Genomic DNA, 14,199 nt, shown 5'->3' with positions numbered 1-14,199 from the left:
GGGGCGCTACTGCTAAACTAATTAATGCGTCTCCAGCCTCAAACCGTCATAGGCCGGCACCACGCCTGCGGGTAGTTTCTGCCGGATCGCCTCATAATCGACGTCCGCCGTCATGTTGGTGATGACGGCGCGCTTCGGCTTGAAGCGCTCGATCCACGACAAGGCATCGCTGATGCTGAAATGGCTGACATGCTGGGTGTAGCGCAGGCCGTCGACGATCCAGAGGTCGAGGTTCTCCAACGCGCCAAAACTCTCGCGCGGAATATCGTTGAGATCAGGCGTGTAGGCTGCATTGCCGATGCGATAGCCAAGCGCAGGAATATTGCCGTGCTGGACCAGGAAGGCACTCATGGTCACGTCGCCGCCCTTGCCGCTGATGACCTGGCTGCCGCCGGCCTCGATCGAATGCCTGACGAGGATCGGCGGGTAGTCGCTGCCCTCCGGCGCGATGAAGCAATAGGAGAACCGCGCCATGATGTCTTTCGCGGTCGACTGGTTGAAATAAACGGGAATGCGCTTGCGCATGTGCATCACGACCGGACGCAGATCGTCCATGCCGTGGGTCTGATCGGCATGTTCATGCGTCAGGAACACCGCGTCGATGTGGTCGACATCGGTCGAGATCAACTGCTCTCGCAGGTCCGGCGAAGTATCGATCACGATGCGCGTGGTGCCGCGGTGGGATGTCTTTTCGACCAGCAGCGAGCAGCGGCGGCGGCGGTTCTTTGAATTGGTGGGATCACATGCGCCCCAACCGAGAGCGGGACGCGGCACACCGGCGGAGGAGCCGCAGCCCAGGATCGTCAGTGTCAGCGTCATGCGGATTGCAACCTCAAGCTTTCACCTTGGAGAACAGGCGGAAGAAGTTTTCGCTGGTCTGGCGCGAAATCTCCTCGAGAGACACGCCGCGCGTTTCAGCGAGCACCTTGGCGACCTCGATCACATAGGCCGGCTCATTGCGCTTGCCCCGGAACTTGCCCGGAGCAAGGTAGGGCGAGTCTGTTTCAACCAGAATGCGGTCGGACGGCAGCTCGGCGGCGAGCGCGCGCAGAGCGTCCGACTTCTTAAACGTCAGGATACCCGTAAAGCCGATATAAAGCCCGAGCGACACCGCCCTCAGCGCCAGCTCGCGCCCGCCGGTGTAACAATGCAGCACGGCGCGAAACGATCCCTTTGCCGCTTCCTCCTCCAGGATGCGCACGCAGTCTTCGTCCGCCTCGCGGGTGTGGATCACCAGCGGCAGGCCGGTGGCCCGCGCGGCTGCGATATGGGCACGAAAGCCCCTCGCCTGCGCCTCCGGCGAGCCGTCGTCGTAGAAATAGTCGAGCCCAGCTTCGCCCAGCGCAACCACCTTGGGGTGCAGCGTCAGCGCGATCAACTGGTCAGGCGAGATGCCGTCTTCCTCATCCGCGTTGTGCGGATGGGTGCCAACCGAACAATAGACGTCATCATAACGCTCGGCGATGGCGAGAAGCTGACCGAGCTTTCGCACCCGCGTCGAGATCGTGACCATGCGGCCGATCCCGGCCGCGCGGGCACGCGACACTATCCCGTCGAGATCCTCCGTAAAGTCCGGGAAATCCAGATGGCAGTGACTGTCGACCAGCATCTCCGAGTATCGCTTTCCAAATCCATCCTGAGGCCGGCCGGTACCAGCCTTTCACAGGTAGGGGAAGCGTGAGAGGACGTCAACGGGACCGATAACCGCTCATATGGCTGGTTCCGGAGCACGATTCAGCCGCGACGACCAAGTGTCGCTGTGCGATCAGAGGTCCAGCACTTCGCGCACCTTGCGCGCGAGCTTGTCGCCCCTGTAGGGCTTTTGCAGCAGATGGACCCCTGGATCGAGCCTGCCATGATGGACAATCGCGTTCTCGGTGTAGCCCGACGTGTACAGTATCTTGGTGCCGGGGGCCATCTGCCCCACCCGCTCGGCGAGTTGCCTTCCAGTCATGCCGCCAGGCATGACAACGTCTGTGAACAAGAGATCGGGGGCACCGGAACGCGTCACCTGCTGCAGCGCGGACGGCCCGTCGCTGGCCTCGGTCACCGTATAACCCAAGCGGCGCAATTGCTGGACCGCGAACATCCGCACATGAGGATCGTCCTCCACCACGAGGATCGATTCAGCGCCCGTCGCAAGCGTCGCAGGAGCACGGGCTGGTTGAACAGCCGTCGTCGCATCGGCCTTGGCGCGCGGCAAAAAGATCTTCACGCAGGTGCCGTGTCCGACCTCGCTGTAAATCTGGATGTGTCCGCCCGTCTGCTTGACGAAGCCGTGCACCATGCTGAGCCCAAGTCCCGTCCCCTTGCCGACCGGCTTGGTCGTGAAAAACGGTTCGAAAATGCGGTCGATGACTCCTGGTGCTATTCCGCTCCCCGTATCGGACAAAGCCAGCATGACATATTGGCCAGGATCGACCTCCACCCTGTGCGCGGCATAGTCGTCCGACAGTTCGACATTACTGGTCTCGATCGTCAGCTTGCCTCCCTGCGGCATAGCATCGCGCGCATTCAGAATGACGTTGAGGATTGCAGTCTCCATTTGACGAATATCGGCGGTTACCGTCCATAACGACTTCGTCAAACGAAGATCGACTTCGACGTTCTCGCCAATGGTGCGCCGTAGCAGCGAGTTCATGCGCGTCACGACCTCATTCAGATCAAAAGTGCTCGGCTCCAGCGCCTGGCGGCGGGCGAAGGCAAGCATTAGCTGCGTCAGACTTGCGCCGCGTTCGGCGGCCGCAACGATTGGCTCGACGAGCTTGCGATGCGCATCGTGACTATTCAGCTCGTCGAGCAAGACCTCTGCATTGCCGAGAATGACAGTCAATAGATTATTGAAGTCGTGGGCGACGCCGCCGGTCAGCTGGCCGATTGCTTGCATCTTCTGCGCCTGCAGCAGCTGAGACTCCATCCGCTTGCGATCCGTGATGTCCTCGGTCAAGAAGGCAACACCGCCGATGCGACCAAGAGTATCAAACCAGGGTCGCACCTCCCAACGTAGCCATTGCACACGTCCGTCGTGTCGCGTGAAGGAATCCTCGTCGGCATGAAGCGTCTCGCCCTCGAGTGCACGGCGATGAATTTGACGCCAGCGCTCGGGGATTTCCGGAAACACCTCATAATGAGACAGCCCGCGCAGATCCTGGCCGCCAAGGCCATAGTCCGCAAGCCACCGGTCGCTGTAGACGAGATAGCGCAGCTCTTTATCGAGTATCGCAATCGCAGCGGGGGCGTACTTGATGAAATATCTCAGGCGTTCTTCGCTCTCCCGCAAGGCTTCTGCCGCCTTTTGCTGGAGAGCTTCGAGGGCCCTGCGCTCCGAAACGTCCCTCACCGCGGCGATCGCGGCGGATCGACCCGCCATTGCAATTGGACTAAGACTGATCTCGGCTGGGAATTCCGTCGCGTCCTTGCGGCGTCCCGATAACAACAGACCGCCGCCCATCATCCGGGTCTTCGGGTGCGTAAAATAGGCGTTCAAATGCGGCAAATGTCCGCCGCGGAATCGCTCCGGAATCAGTATGCTGACGGGCTTGTCCACGAGTTCTTCAGGGGCATACCCGAAAATGTCAAAGACGCGGTCGCTCGCGAACTCGATCACACCGGCGTTGTTGACCATCAGCACCGCGTCCGGGCTCGCGGCGAGGACGCCTCTGAATCTCACTTCGCTCGCGTGCAAATCGGCTGCCGCCTTCGCCCGATGCGCGCCAGCCTTGCCAAGTTTGAGGGCGCGCAATCGCTGCTGTAGTTTGGACCACAACGAGGTTTTCAGTTTTTCGGAAGCCTCGTCATCGTCTCCGGTACCCGGATGACTCAAATCTCACCTACCATGCGGCTCTCGAGGCCACTTCCAGGCGAACGACGTAACATCGAGCTGACCGTCTCCCTTGGCACGTTGCGTCCCTGCGCGGTTGCACCCACTGGGGCCACGAAAGCACGGATCTCTCATCGGCACGCGTTGCGTCACCGCCGCGATGGATGCCTCACCCATCGAACGCGAAGCAGCGTCGTCCTGCCACTTCGTCCCGTATGAGAAGCAGAGACCTGCGTTTCGTTTGCAATGATCTGGATCAATGACGCGAATCGTATCTCGCGCCTGACACCGCTCGCATGGCGACGCTGCCTATCTCGATACCGGTTTCGGCCATCGGCGATGGTTGGCAGGTCTTGGTACCCCGCAACCGCTGCGCGGTGACGCGATCCGGTTTCCGAATCGCATCACCACGAGATTGAAAGTTAGGCCGCCGGCTCGACGTAGCGCGGGAACGCCGGCGTCGGCGCTGGCAGCGCCGCGCCAGGTGCGATCCGCTTCTCGCCGCCGAGCATCGCGAAATTGCGCTCAGCTGCCGGGATGCCGAGGCTATCGAGCAGCAGCCCTGATGCGGTCGGCATCGCCGGCTGGGCCAGGATCGCGATCTGGCGCACGACTTCGGCGGTGACATAGAGCACCGTCTTCTGCCGGACAGGATCGGTCTTGGCGAGCGCCCATGGCGCCTCTCCCGCGAAATAGCGATTGGCTTCCGCGACCACCGCCCACACGGCATTGAGCCATTGATGGATCTGCTGCGTCGCCATGGCTTCGCGCGACGCGCCAATCATGGCGTCGGCCATCGCCAGGATCGCTTTGTCGTTGTCGCTGAACGCGCCGGGCTCCGGCAGCACGCCGCCCAGCTGCTTGGCGATCATCGACAGCGAGCGCTGCGCGAGGTTGCCGAGATCGTTGGCGAGATCGGCATTGATGCGCGCGACGATGGCTTCATGGTTGTAGTTGCCGTCCTGGCCGTAGGAGACCTCACGCAGGAAGAAATAGCGCATCTGGTCGACGCCGTACTGGTCGGCGAGATTGAAGGGGTCGACGACGTTGCCGACCGACTTCGACATCTTCTCACCCCTGTTGAACAGGAAACCGTGGGCATAGACCCGTTTTGGCAGCGCAAGGCCCGCCGACATCAGGAATGCCGGCCAGTACACGGCGTGGAAGCGGATGATGTCCTTGCCGATGATATGCACGTCGGCCGGCCAGTAGCGCCAGTTCTTGTCGCTTTCGTCGGGGAAGCCGACGCCGGTGATGTAGTTGGTCAGCGCGTCGACCCAGACATACATCACATGCTCATCGTCGCTGGGCACTTTTACACCCCAATCGAAGGTGGTGCGCGAGATCGAGAGATCGCGCAGGCCGCCTCTCACGAAGCTCACCACCTCGTTCTTGCGCGAGTCCGGGCCGATAAATTCGGGATGGTCTGCGTAGAGCTTCAGCAGCTTGTCCTGGTAGGTCGACAGGCGGAAGAAATAGCTCTTCTCCTCGACCCATTCGACCGGCGTGCCCTGCGGACCGAGGCGGACGCCATCATCGTTCAGACGTGTCTCGTCTTCGGCGTAATAGGCCTCATCACGCACCGAATACCAGCCCGAATAAGTGTCGGCGTAGATGTCGCCATTCGCTTCCATGCGCCGCCAGATCTCCTGGCTCGAGCGATGATGCTGCTCTTCGGTGGTGCGAATGAAGCGATCGAACGAGACGTTCAGGCGCTGGTCCATCTCCTTGAAGCGGTTGGCATTGCGGGTCGCGAGCGCCGACGGCGACAGGCCCTCGTTCTGCGCGGTCTGAACCATCTTCTGGCCGTGCTCGTCCGTGCCCGTCAGAAAGAACACGTCCTTGCCGTCGAGCCGGGCGAAGCGCGCCAGCACGTCGGCCGAGATCGCCTCATAGGCGTGACCGATATGCGGGCTGCCGTTGGGATAGGCGATGGCGGTCGAGATGTAGAAGACATTGTCGCCACGTGCGGCCGCGGGCACATCCGTTTTCGGCGCGGCCACCGGCTTCGGCGCTCTGGGTTTTGACGGTTTGGGCTTGACGGCCTTTGGCGGCGCGACGACAGGAGCCGGCGCGGCGATCACGGTGGCCTCAGCCTTCTTCGCCTTCTTGACCGCGTTCTTTGCAGGAGCCTTGGCTGGCTTCTTCGCCGCCTTCTTGCTGGCCTTCTTTACCGTCTTCGCAGCGCTCTTCTTCACGCCCTTCTTGGCGACAGCCTTCTTGGTCTTCTTGACCTTCTTGGCAGCCTTACGCGCCAGCGCCTTCACGGCCTTCTTGGCGACCTTCTTTGCAGCCTTCTTGCTGCGCTTGCCCTTGGCGGCTTTCTTAGCTCGTGTTGCCACGACAAATTCCTTTACCGGCTTCTCGAAATTTGGAAACGAACCTGCTTAGGTTGTTATTCTGAGCATGATCCTCTCGGAAAACCGCTACACATTTTTCCGGATCATGCTCTAGCGCGTTGCGTCCGCCAGCCAGCCGAACACCGAGAAAACCAAGGGCTTTCGCTCCAGATTGTAGGTTTCGGTGTCGCGCGCGGCGCGGACGATCTTTTCCCATACCTCGCTCAAGCGCGCAAGGCGCGGCAGGTTCTGGTTGGCATTGGCTTCGTCGGCATGCAGGCGGTCCGCGATCCAGCGATCGATGCCGTCGACGAAGGCGGCAAGCGCCACGCGGTCGCTGGTGCCGAGGGATTCACCGAGCGTGTGCAGATCACGCGGATCGACCTCGGGCAATCGCGCCAGGAGCGCCGCCGTGCGCTGCTGGAGCTTCAGCGCATCGCCACCGAGTAGCGTCAGCGCGCGCGAGACGCTGCCCTCCGAGGCCTCCGCTGCCTCGCGCAGCGCCAAATCGGTCGGCGCGACGTCGGCGGCTGCAGCCGCTGCGCCAATGACCTCGTCGGTCGACAGTGCTCGCAAACGCAGCTTGCGACAACGTGACTGGATGGTGGCGAGCACGCGCGCCGGTGCGTGGCTCACCAACAGGAACAGCGATCGCTGCGGCGGCTCCTCGAGGATCTTGAGCAGCGCGTTCGCCGCATTCGGATTGAGCTCGTCGACGGTGTCGACGATGCAGACGCGCCAGCCCTCCGCTGCAGCCGTCGAGCCGAAGAACGCGATGGTCTCGCGGGTCTCGTCGACCGTGATGACGGTGCGCATCACGCCGCGGTCGTTGGCGGTGCGCTCGAGCGTCAGCAGTCCGCCATGCGAGCCGGCTGCGACCTGTCGCGCCACGGCGTCATCAGGATTAATGGCGAGGTCTTCGGCCGCCTGCACGGCCGTCGCCAGCGGCTGGCCGTGGGCGAGCACGAAGCGCGCCATGCGATAGGCCAGCGTTGCCTTGCCGATCCCCTGCGGCCCGCCAATCAGCCACGCATGCGGGATGCGTCCGCTGCGATAGGCGGTCAGCAACGCCGCCTCGGCCTCGCGATGGCCGAACAAAAGGCTGGTCTCCCGGGGATGCGGGATCGCGCTCTCGCGCTCGGCTTGACGCGGGCTCATGCCGAGATCACCGAAGCAGGCGTCGGCAGGAGGCGATCGCGCAATGCGGTCCAGACGCGGCCGGCGACCGTATCAGGGTCGGAATTCGCGTCGATCAGGACGCAGCGCGCGGGATCGTCCGCGCCGATTTTGCGATAGGCCTCGCGCAGACCCTGGTGGAAGGCGAGCTTCTCGCCCTCGAACCTGTCAGGCGTGCCGCTGCCGCGCCGCGCCGCCGCACGCGCCAACCCAATCTCGACCGGCAGATCGAGGATCATGGTGAGATCAGGCTTGAGATCGCCGATGGTGACCCGCTGCATCGCGTTGATGAGTCCGGCAGGCACGCTGCCGAGGCTGCCCTGATAGGCTCGCGTCGAGTCGGCGAAGCGGTCGCACAGCACCCAAACGCCTTGTTTGAGCGCGGGCTCGATCACGGTGCGGACATGGTCGTCGCGCGCGGCGGCAAATAGCAGCGTCTCGGCTTCGGGCCCGAGCAGCTTGCCCATCCCCGACAGCACCAAATGGCGCATAATCTCGGCGCCCGGCGAGCCACCCGGCTCGCGTGTGACCAAAATCCGCAGTCTGGTCGCGTTGAGACGTTCGGCGAGCTTTTTGATCTGGGTCGACTTGCCGGTCCCCTCGCCGCCTTCAAAGGTGATGAAGCGTCCGCGTCCGGACGGCCGCTGTCCCGTGCTCTCACTCATGATCAGAGCTTCTCGGCGCCCGCGCGGAACATGCCGATCACGAGCTCGCTGGCGCCGTCGATCGCGCGCCGTATGGTCGAGCCGGTGCCGATCGATTCCGCGGCGTAGACCGGCGTTTCCACAGCGATATTGCCGCCGCGCCAGACCTTGACCACGCCGACCTGTTGACCTTCCTGAACAGGCGCGCGCACGGGACCACTATAGACGATGCGCGCGATCAGCTTGTCGCCGCCGCTCTTGTGCACCATCACCTTCACCGGCTCTTTCGCAACCAGCTTCACCGAGCGGCTATCGCCGCCAAATACTTTGGCGTAGCCGACGGGCTGGTTGGCCGCGATCAACGTGCGGGTCTCGAAATTGCGAAAGCCCCATTCCAGCATCTTCTTGGCTTCGGTGGCGCGATCCTCGACATCTTCAAGCCCATTGACGACCACGATCAGCCGCGTGCCGTTCTGCACCGCCGAGCCGACCATGCCATAGCCGCCTTCCTTGGTGTAACCGGTCTTGAGGCCGTCGGCGCCTTCCATCGAATTGAGCAGGGGATTGCGGTTGGGCTGGCGGATCTTGTTCCAGGTGAACTCCTTCTCGCCGAACAGTTTGTAGAACTCCGGAAAGTCCAGGATGATGTGCCGCGCGAGCATGCCGAGTTCGCGCACCGTCATCTTGTTGCCGGGGTCAGGCAAGCCGTTGGAATTGGCGAAGGTCGACTTCGTCATACCGAGCTCGCGGGCGCGCTTGGTCATGAAGTCGGAGGCAAAGATCTTCTCGTTGCCGGCGATGCCCTCGGCAAGCGCAATGCAGGCGTCGTTGCCGCTCTGGATGATCGCGCCGTGCAGCAGGTCATCGACCGAGACCTTGCTGTTGATGGCCGCGAACATGGTCGAGGTGCCGGAGGGTGCCCCGCCCTTGCGCCAGGCGTTCTCGCTGATCCGGTATTCGTCGGTCAGCTTGACGTCGCCCTTCTTGATCGCGTTGAACACGACCTCCGCGGTCATGAGCTTCATCATGCTGGAGGGCGCACGCAGCTCGTCGGCGTTCTTCTCGAACAGCACGCTGCCGCTGGAGGCCTCGACTAGGATCGCCGTAGGTGCATCGCCGTCGAAGCCGGCATCTTCAGTCTTCTTGGCGCCCTGGACGCTCTGGTTGGCGGCATAGAGCACCCCGCCCCAGCCGAGGCTCACCGCAAGCGCCGCCGCGACCAGCCCGCGCACCAGCGCTCCGGCTGTGAACCGGGGATGGCGGAGCAAGATCAGACCAAATGCCATGGCGAAGCCCTGAGAGCGGCGTTCTAACAAACGGAACCGGTGCGAACAACATGAGGATCAGCGCTTGCCGCGAGATTGCACGATTCTCGCCGCATCCCTATCGTGGCACCTTATGTTTCCCGACCAAATCCCTGAAACAAGGCGGAAAAGCGATGTCCACGACTCGTGTGATCAAGGCCAATGGGATCGACCTCTTCATCCGCGAAGCCACCGGCCAGGGACCGCTGGTGGTGCTGTGCCATGGCTGGCCGGAACTGTCTTATTCGTGGCGACATCAGATCCCGGCACTGGCGGCCGCCGGCTTTCACGTCGTGGCCCCTGACATGCGCGGCTTCGGCCGGAGCGCTGCGCCGTCGGACGTATCAGCCTATTCGATCTTTGACCTGGTGGGCGACGTCGTCGGTCTGGTCCAGGCGCTCGGGAAGACCAAAGCCATGGTGGTCGGGCACGACTGGGGCGCCCCCGTCGCCTGGCATGCGGCTCTGTTCCGTCCCGATATCTTCACGGCCGTCGCAGGCCTGAGCGTGCCGCCGCCGTTCCGCGGACGCGGTCGGCCGCTCGAGCTGCTGCGCCAGGGCGGCATCACCAATTTCTACTGGCAGTATTTCCAGACGCCTGATGTCGCCGAGGCCGAGTTCGAGCAGGACGTTGCTCGCACCATGCGCATCGTGCTTGGCGGCCGCGGACTTGCCGCCCCTGATGCCGCGATGTTCGTGCAGGAGGGCAAGGGCTTTCTCGGCCATGCGACCGCCGAGGGGCCGCTACCGGCGTGGCTGACCGAGGACGATCTGGCTCATTTCACCGAAAACTTCCGCAGGTCCGGCTTTCGCGGCGGTCTGAACTGGTATCGCAATATCGACCGCAATTGGGAACTGACCGCACCCTGGCAGGACGCGCAGATCCACCAACCCTCCCTCTTCATCGCCGGCGCGCAGGACGCTGTCATCACCGGCCTGATCGGCGCCAAGCGCGTCAACGAGCTGGAGCGCGTGCTGCCGAATCTGACGCGAAAACTGATCCTCGAGGGCGCCGGCCATTGGGTGCAGCAGGAGCGGCCCGGCGAGGTCAACGCCGCGCTGGTCGCATTTCTGCGCGAAGCGTCGTCGCACTAAGCGGGCGCACGGGGATCAGTACAGGCCGCGGCCAGTCAGGATGCTGCGGGCCTCGGCTGCACCGTCGTCAGAGGCGGCAAGACCGCTATCGGAGGCGTAGCGGCCGTCCTGGTCATAAGACACCTGCCGGACATTCTGCAGCGCCCGGCCCCGGCTGCGGCTCGATGCCGACATCTCGGAGGTCGCATTGATCGAGGCAACGTCCGCTGAAGTGTTGCCGAGGCTGTAAGGCCGCCCCTCCGGCATCGGGACTTCGCCCCTGATGGCGCCGCGGTTCGACGAGGGCAGCTCTGGCACGAACGGCCGCGCCGAGGCGACCCGCACCATCGAGGGCGACGGCGCCGGCACGCCGGTGCGCAGTGTCGCCATCAGCTGGCGGTCATCCGAGCCTTCCAGCGGCGCCCGGCCGACATATTCGACGCGGACCTTGGCGACGCCATTGCCTTTGAATTCAAGCAGTTCGGCGGCTTTGTTCGAGACGTCGATGAGGCGGTTGCCGTGATAGGGACCGCGATCATTGACGCGGACGATCAGCGACTTGCCATTGGAGAGATTGGTCACCCGCGCATAGCACGGCATTGGCAGGGTCGGATGGGCTGCCGTCAGCGAGCCCATGTCGAAGACCTCGCCATTGGCAGTCAGGCGGCCGTGGAAATCATCACCATACCAGGAGGCCATGCCCTCGGCCCGGTAGTTGACGTCCTCCTCCGGCACATAGGTCCGGCCGGCCACGACGTAAGGCTTGCCGACGCGATAGGTGCCGCCGCCTTTGGGCACGGGCTCGCCCCAGGCCACGACGCGCGGGCTCGACGACACGCCATATTTGGGATCGACCCGGCCGGCGAACTTGTTGGACGAGGCGCAATTGGCGAGCGCTAGGCAGGTGGCGACCGCCGCAACGCACCGCGCCGCCCGCACCACCGAATCTGACCGTCGGATCCCCATTCGCCCCAAATACCATTTCGCCGGAGCCGAACCCAACCCGCTTGTCTGCGGGGGCGCCCTCCGGACCTCAAGCTCCGAGGCGGCCCACCACCGACCCAGAGGCGGTAACGATAACGCAACCCGAACACGGCGGAAATGGGGAGTTCATAATGTACGCACCGGGATGGTAAACAGGACGTTCGCAATTCTCCGTTGATCTACGGGGCGCAAAGGCCTTGGCACCGGCTCGTCTGTGCCAGTCCTGCACAAGCTGTTGCGGCAAAAGCTCACTCCACCCTCGATATCGCTGGCTTCACCGGAATTCTTTTGACTGTGCAAGGCCGCCCGCGTTTTCTCGCCTGCAGGGGCGGGATTGGAATTTAACGATGATCGAGACGGTTTCGGCACTGATGGGTCTGGTAAGCGCGGGGATCTTCCTGGCCCATGCGTTTGAAGGCTACCGCACGAGGGCCTGAAGGCACTCTCGCGGGCGACATTGCATCACCTCTTCACAGCGGCACGTTCGGACAATTTTAATCAATCCGATCGAGCATCGAGGACGAGAGTAGCAGGTGTCCCATGCGCAAACATGACCTCGTGTCCGATGGCTTTCTGGCCTTGACCGCAGGCGGTCTGGTCCTGCTCTGCTCGAGCCTCGTGGCGTTGGCCTTCGCCTGATCCTCCGACCAACCCTTCTGCATTTTCAGATCGCTGCGCATCGCAGCGCAGCATGCGCGACAGACTCCGCTCCCATTTAGTTGATTGAATTCTCGTGTTCGGCGCCTCGACGTAATTTCAAGAGGCCACCACCAGCCAAGGTGACGAACATGCTAGCCGAGAAATTCATCCTGGTTCTGGAATCGCTGATCCGCGGCGGCCGGACCTATCCCGACGGAAGCTCCCGGGTCATCAGCACCTCCCCGCACGTCCCGATGACGCTGCCGAAGCAGAAATAGCTTCGCCTCGCGCTCGCCCCGCTCAGCGCAGGCCCAACCGAGAGCTGCGATAGAGGCTGTCGCGCGCTTCATTCGCGCAGACGAAGCTGCCGTCAAACCCTTGGCCATACAACTTCTGTCCCTTGCGGTAGTAGACGCCCTTCCTGAAATCCAGCCAGACCACCTGGTCGCCGGGGCAATGGCGCTGGGCCTGCGCCTCATAGCGAAACGGCGTCAGCGGCGTCGCCGCCACCTCCGCGGCCTTGCCGGCAGCAAAGATCATCGCGCTTGCAAGCGCGATCCTTCCGAGCCGTTGGCCAAAGCCGCGCACTGTCTGCCTCCTGGGGATCGCCAGCCGTCCGTCCGGGACGATAGCACGAGACGATACGAGCTCCAGAAGCAGACCCGGCCTGACGTCTTCCTCCGGCCATCGTGGCGCGGTACATGGGGACCAGCGTCACCTCCATCTTCGGACCTTGCATGTCGGTAGAGCCTGAAACGACGACCGGCCCTCGCCCGCCCTCGCCGCGCCTCGGCCTGTTGCCGATGATCATCTTCGGGTCCCGCTGGCTGCAGCTGCCGCTCTATCTCGGGCTGATCGTGGCGCAATGCGTCTACATCGTGCTGTTCCTGAAGGAGCTCTGGCACCTCGCATCGCATGCGCTCGAGCTCACCGAGCAGGAGATCATGATGAGCGTGCTGGCGCTGATCGACGTCGTGATGATCTCCAACCTCTTGGTGATGGTGATCGTCGGCGGCTACGAGACCTTCGTCTCCCGGCTCGACCTCCAGGGCCATCCCGACGAGCCGGAATGGCTCGGCCATGTCAACGCCAGCGTGCTCAAGATCAAGCTCGCGATGGCGATCATCGGCATCTCCTCGATCGCGCTGCTGCGCACCTTCATCGAGGCCGGCAATCTCGGCTCGAGCCGCGCCAGCCTGACCGAGAACGGCGTGATGTGGCAGGTGCTGATCCACATCACGTTCGTCGCGTCGGCGATCGGGATCGCCTTCGTCGACAGGTTCAGCGACACCACACGCAAGCACCAGGAGTGAGGTGCTGATCGACGTCAAGCCTGGCGCGATACGGCTTCGAGCTGCGCCAGCGCCTGGTGCAGGCATTCCTGCATCTTCTGCGCAACATGCTCGCGCGAAATGCCCTTCGCGGCGAGGTCGCTCGAAACCTTGTTCAAAGTCTCGTCCATCGTCCGATTCGCCAGACTGTCGGTCACCAGCTTCGTCGCGTAAGCAGCGGCGGCATCGCCGCTGAGCCCGAGCTCGCCTGCAGCCCACAGCCCGAGCAGCTTGTTCGATCGGGCCGCGGCCTTGAACATGAGCTCCTCGTCATGGGCGAATTTGGCCTCAAAGCCCTGCTCGCGCTTGTCGAACGTGGTCATGGTCAGCTCCATTTGCGCTATCGCTGGTGGGATCTGGACTGGGAGCGAACGTCTCCGTGGTTCTGGTCATCTCAGGATGATTTGAAATCTTCCGGCCGAAGGCCGACGGCGTCAAGCCGTCGCGTGCGCCTGGCTGGCGACGGCGCGCACGCGGCCTCCGGGGACATCGAGAGCCAACGCATGAGCAGAGCTTCGGGGATTTAGACGCCGCCTGGCGCCCGTCCGGCCGGTGCCGAACCGGCCGTGCCCAGCAGCCCCGGGGCCGTCAGGCCTTTGCTGCGGCCGCCTCGCGGGCCAGCCGCTCGGCCTTCAGCCGCTCGCGATTGGCGTGAAACGCCTTCTGCGCCTCTTCATGGTCGCGCATGGCCTTCTCGGCCTCGATCCGGCGAGCCGCATCGCGCGCCTGGCGCTGTTCCGGTGTCAGGGGTTTGCGTCGGAAGGAAAGGTCTTCAGTCATGGCCGGATAACGCGCCGGTGACTGGAAAGTTCCACCTCGGGCCTTGCGGCCCCTCCGCCGCATGTCATCGGAAGAAAACCGAAAACAACCCCATGCACAGTAGCGCGCC

Annotated in this window: 14 protein-coding genes; 3 read left to right on the top strand and 11 right to left on the bottom strand. The window is 63.3% G+C overall.

Going from position 1 to position 14,199, the window contains the following annotated elements:
* Positions 1-21 precede the first annotated feature (21 nt).
* From XH91_RS18125 to XH91_RS18095, 7 genes are all read right to left on the bottom strand, one after another.
* Entirely contained in the window at positions 22-819 is a 798-nt protein-coding gene (locus XH91_RS18125) for an MBL fold metallo-hydrolase (RefSeq protein ID WP_128951827.1), read from the bottom strand.
* A 13-nt stretch (positions 820-832) separates the two neighbouring features.
* Positions 833-1,609, bottom strand: a complete 777-nt coding sequence (locus tag XH91_RS18120; protein ID WP_128951826.1) for a TatD family hydrolase — start codon at positions 1,607-1,609, stop codon at positions 833-835.
* A 156-nt stretch (positions 1,610-1,765) separates the two neighbouring features.
* A complete protein-coding gene (locus XH91_RS18115; protein ID WP_128951825.1) occupies positions 1,766-3,823 on the bottom strand; it encodes a hybrid sensor histidine kinase/response regulator in 2,058 nt (685 codons plus the stop codon).
* Positions 3,824-4,242: 419 nt separating this feature from the next.
* Positions 4,243-6,162, bottom strand: a complete 1,920-nt coding sequence (gene metG, locus XH91_RS18110) for a methionine--tRNA ligase (protein WP_128951824.1) — start codon at positions 6,160-6,162, stop codon at positions 4,243-4,245.
* Between the two features lie 108 nt (positions 6,163-6,270).
* The gene (locus XH91_RS18105) at positions 6,271-7,317 is read right to left on the bottom strand and encodes a DNA polymerase III subunit delta' (RefSeq protein WP_128951823.1); all 1,047 of its coding nucleotides are present in this window, start codon (positions 7,315-7,317) and stop codon (positions 6,271-6,273) included.
* A complete protein-coding gene (gene tmk / locus XH91_RS18100; RefSeq protein ID WP_128951822.1) occupies positions 7,314-8,000 on the bottom strand; it encodes a dTMP kinase in 687 nt (228 codons plus the stop codon). Before tmk ends, XH91_RS18105 begins: the two co-directional genes overlap by 4 nt.
* 2 nt (positions 8,001-8,002) lie before the next feature.
* A complete protein-coding gene (locus XH91_RS18095) occupies positions 8,003-9,265 on the bottom strand; it encodes a D-alanyl-D-alanine carboxypeptidase family protein (protein WP_128951821.1) in 1,263 nt (420 codons plus the stop codon).
* Between the two features lie 152 nt (positions 9,266-9,417).
* Here XH91_RS18095 and XH91_RS18090 point away from each other — a divergent pair, with 152 nt between their 5' ends.
* Positions 9,418-10,377 carry an alpha/beta fold hydrolase gene (locus XH91_RS18090; RefSeq protein WP_128951820.1) on the top strand — a complete coding sequence of 320 codons (960 nt, stop codon included), beginning with the start codon at positions 9,418-9,420 and terminating at the stop codon, positions 10,375-10,377.
* A 15-nt stretch (positions 10,378-10,392) separates the two neighbouring features.
* Here XH91_RS18090 and XH91_RS18085 read toward each other — a convergent pair whose 3' ends face one another.
* Positions 10,393-11,322: a septal ring lytic transglycosylase RlpA family protein gene (locus tag XH91_RS18085; RefSeq protein ID WP_128951819.1), complete on the bottom strand. Its 930-nt coding sequence runs from the start codon at positions 11,320-11,322 to the stop codon at positions 10,393-10,395.
* Positions 11,323-12,128: 806 nt separating this feature from the next.
* Here XH91_RS18085 and XH91_RS39895 point away from each other — a divergent pair.
* Positions 12,129-12,257: a hypothetical protein gene (locus tag XH91_RS39895; RefSeq protein WP_283813040.1), complete on the top strand. Its 129-nt coding sequence runs from the start codon at positions 12,129-12,131 to the stop codon at positions 12,255-12,257.
* 22 nt (positions 12,258-12,279) lie between these two features.
* On the opposite strand, the gene XH91_RS18075 is transcribed toward XH91_RS39895, so the two are convergent.
* On the bottom strand, positions 12,280-12,519 hold the full coding sequence (locus tag XH91_RS18075; RefSeq protein WP_128954895.1) for a hypothetical protein: 240 nt from the start codon (positions 12,517-12,519) through the stop codon (positions 12,280-12,282).
* A 197-nt stretch (positions 12,520-12,716) separates the two neighbouring features.
* Between XH91_RS18075 and XH91_RS18070 the strand changes: the two genes are divergently transcribed.
* Positions 12,717-13,292 (top strand): TIGR00645 family protein, encoded by a 576-nt coding sequence (locus XH91_RS18070; RefSeq protein ID WP_128951818.1) that lies wholly within the window; start codon positions 12,717-12,719, stop codon positions 13,290-13,292.
* Positions 13,293-13,306: 14 nt separating this feature from the next.
* Here XH91_RS18070 and XH91_RS18065 read toward each other — a convergent pair whose 3' ends face one another.
* Positions 13,307-13,633 carry a DUF1476 domain-containing protein gene (locus tag XH91_RS18065; RefSeq protein WP_164933965.1) on the bottom strand — a complete coding sequence of 109 codons (327 nt, stop codon included), beginning with the start codon at positions 13,631-13,633 and terminating at the stop codon, positions 13,307-13,309.
* A gap of 265 nt (positions 13,634-13,898) precedes the next feature.
* The gene (locus XH91_RS18060; protein ID WP_057756667.1) at positions 13,899-14,090 is read right to left on the bottom strand and encodes a hypothetical protein; all 192 of its coding nucleotides are present in this window, start codon (positions 14,088-14,090) and stop codon (positions 13,899-13,901) included.
* Positions 14,091-14,199: the final 109 nt, after the last annotated feature.

The sequence above is a fragment of the Bradyrhizobium guangzhouense genome (assembly GCF_004114955.1).
Classification (GTDB): domain Bacteria; phylum Pseudomonadota; class Alphaproteobacteria; order Rhizobiales; family Xanthobacteraceae; genus Bradyrhizobium; species Bradyrhizobium guangzhouense.
The sequence above is the reverse complement of the archived record's forward strand: the minus strand, read 5'-3'. Positions and strand labels throughout refer to the sequence as shown.

What these genes read in the sequence shown, in the direction of transcription:
- tmk (WP_128951822.1), bottom strand. Translation starts at nt 8,000, where the DNA reads ATGAGTGAGAGCACGGGACAGCGGCCGTCCGGACGCGGACGCTTCATC.
- XH91_RS18105 (WP_128951823.1), bottom strand. Translation starts at nt 7,317, where the DNA reads ATGAGCCCGCGTCAAGCCGAGCGCGAGAGCGCGATCCCGCATCCCCGG.
- XH91_RS18085 (WP_128951819.1), bottom strand. Translation starts at nt 11,322, where the DNA reads ATGGGGATCCGACGGTCAGATTCGGTGGTGCGGGCGGCGCGGTGCGTT.
- XH91_RS18060 (WP_057756667.1), bottom strand. Translation starts at nt 14,090, where the DNA reads ATGACTGAAGACCTTTCCTTCCGACGCAAACCCCTGACACCGGAACAG.
- XH91_RS18095 (WP_128951821.1), bottom strand. Translation starts at nt 9,265, where the DNA reads ATGGCATTTGGTCTGATCTTGCTCCGCCATCCCCGGTTCACAGCCGGA.
- XH91_RS39895 (WP_283813040.1), top strand. Translation starts at nt 12,129, where the DNA reads ATGCTAGCCGAGAAATTCATCCTGGTTCTGGAATCGCTGATCCGCGGC.
- XH91_RS18065 (WP_164933965.1), bottom strand. Translation starts at nt 13,633, where the DNA reads ATGACCACGTTCGACAAGCGCGAGCAGGGCTTTGAGGCCAAATTCGCC.
- XH91_RS18070 (WP_128951818.1), top strand. Translation starts at nt 12,717, where the DNA reads ATGTCGGTAGAGCCTGAAACGACGACCGGCCCTCGCCCGCCCTCGCCG.
- XH91_RS18075 (WP_128954895.1), bottom strand. Translation starts at nt 12,519, where the DNA reads ATGATCTTTGCTGCCGGCAAGGCCGCGGAGGTGGCGGCGACGCCGCTG.
- XH91_RS18120 (WP_128951826.1), bottom strand. Translation starts at nt 1,609, where the DNA reads ATGCTGGTCGACAGTCACTGCCATCTGGATTTCCCGGACTTTACGGAG.
- XH91_RS18090 (WP_128951820.1), top strand. Translation starts at nt 9,418, where the DNA reads ATGTCCACGACTCGTGTGATCAAGGCCAATGGGATCGACCTCTTCATC.
- XH91_RS18125 (WP_128951827.1), bottom strand. Translation starts at nt 819, where the DNA reads ATGACGCTGACACTGACGATCCTGGGCTGCGGCTCCTCCGCCGGTGTG.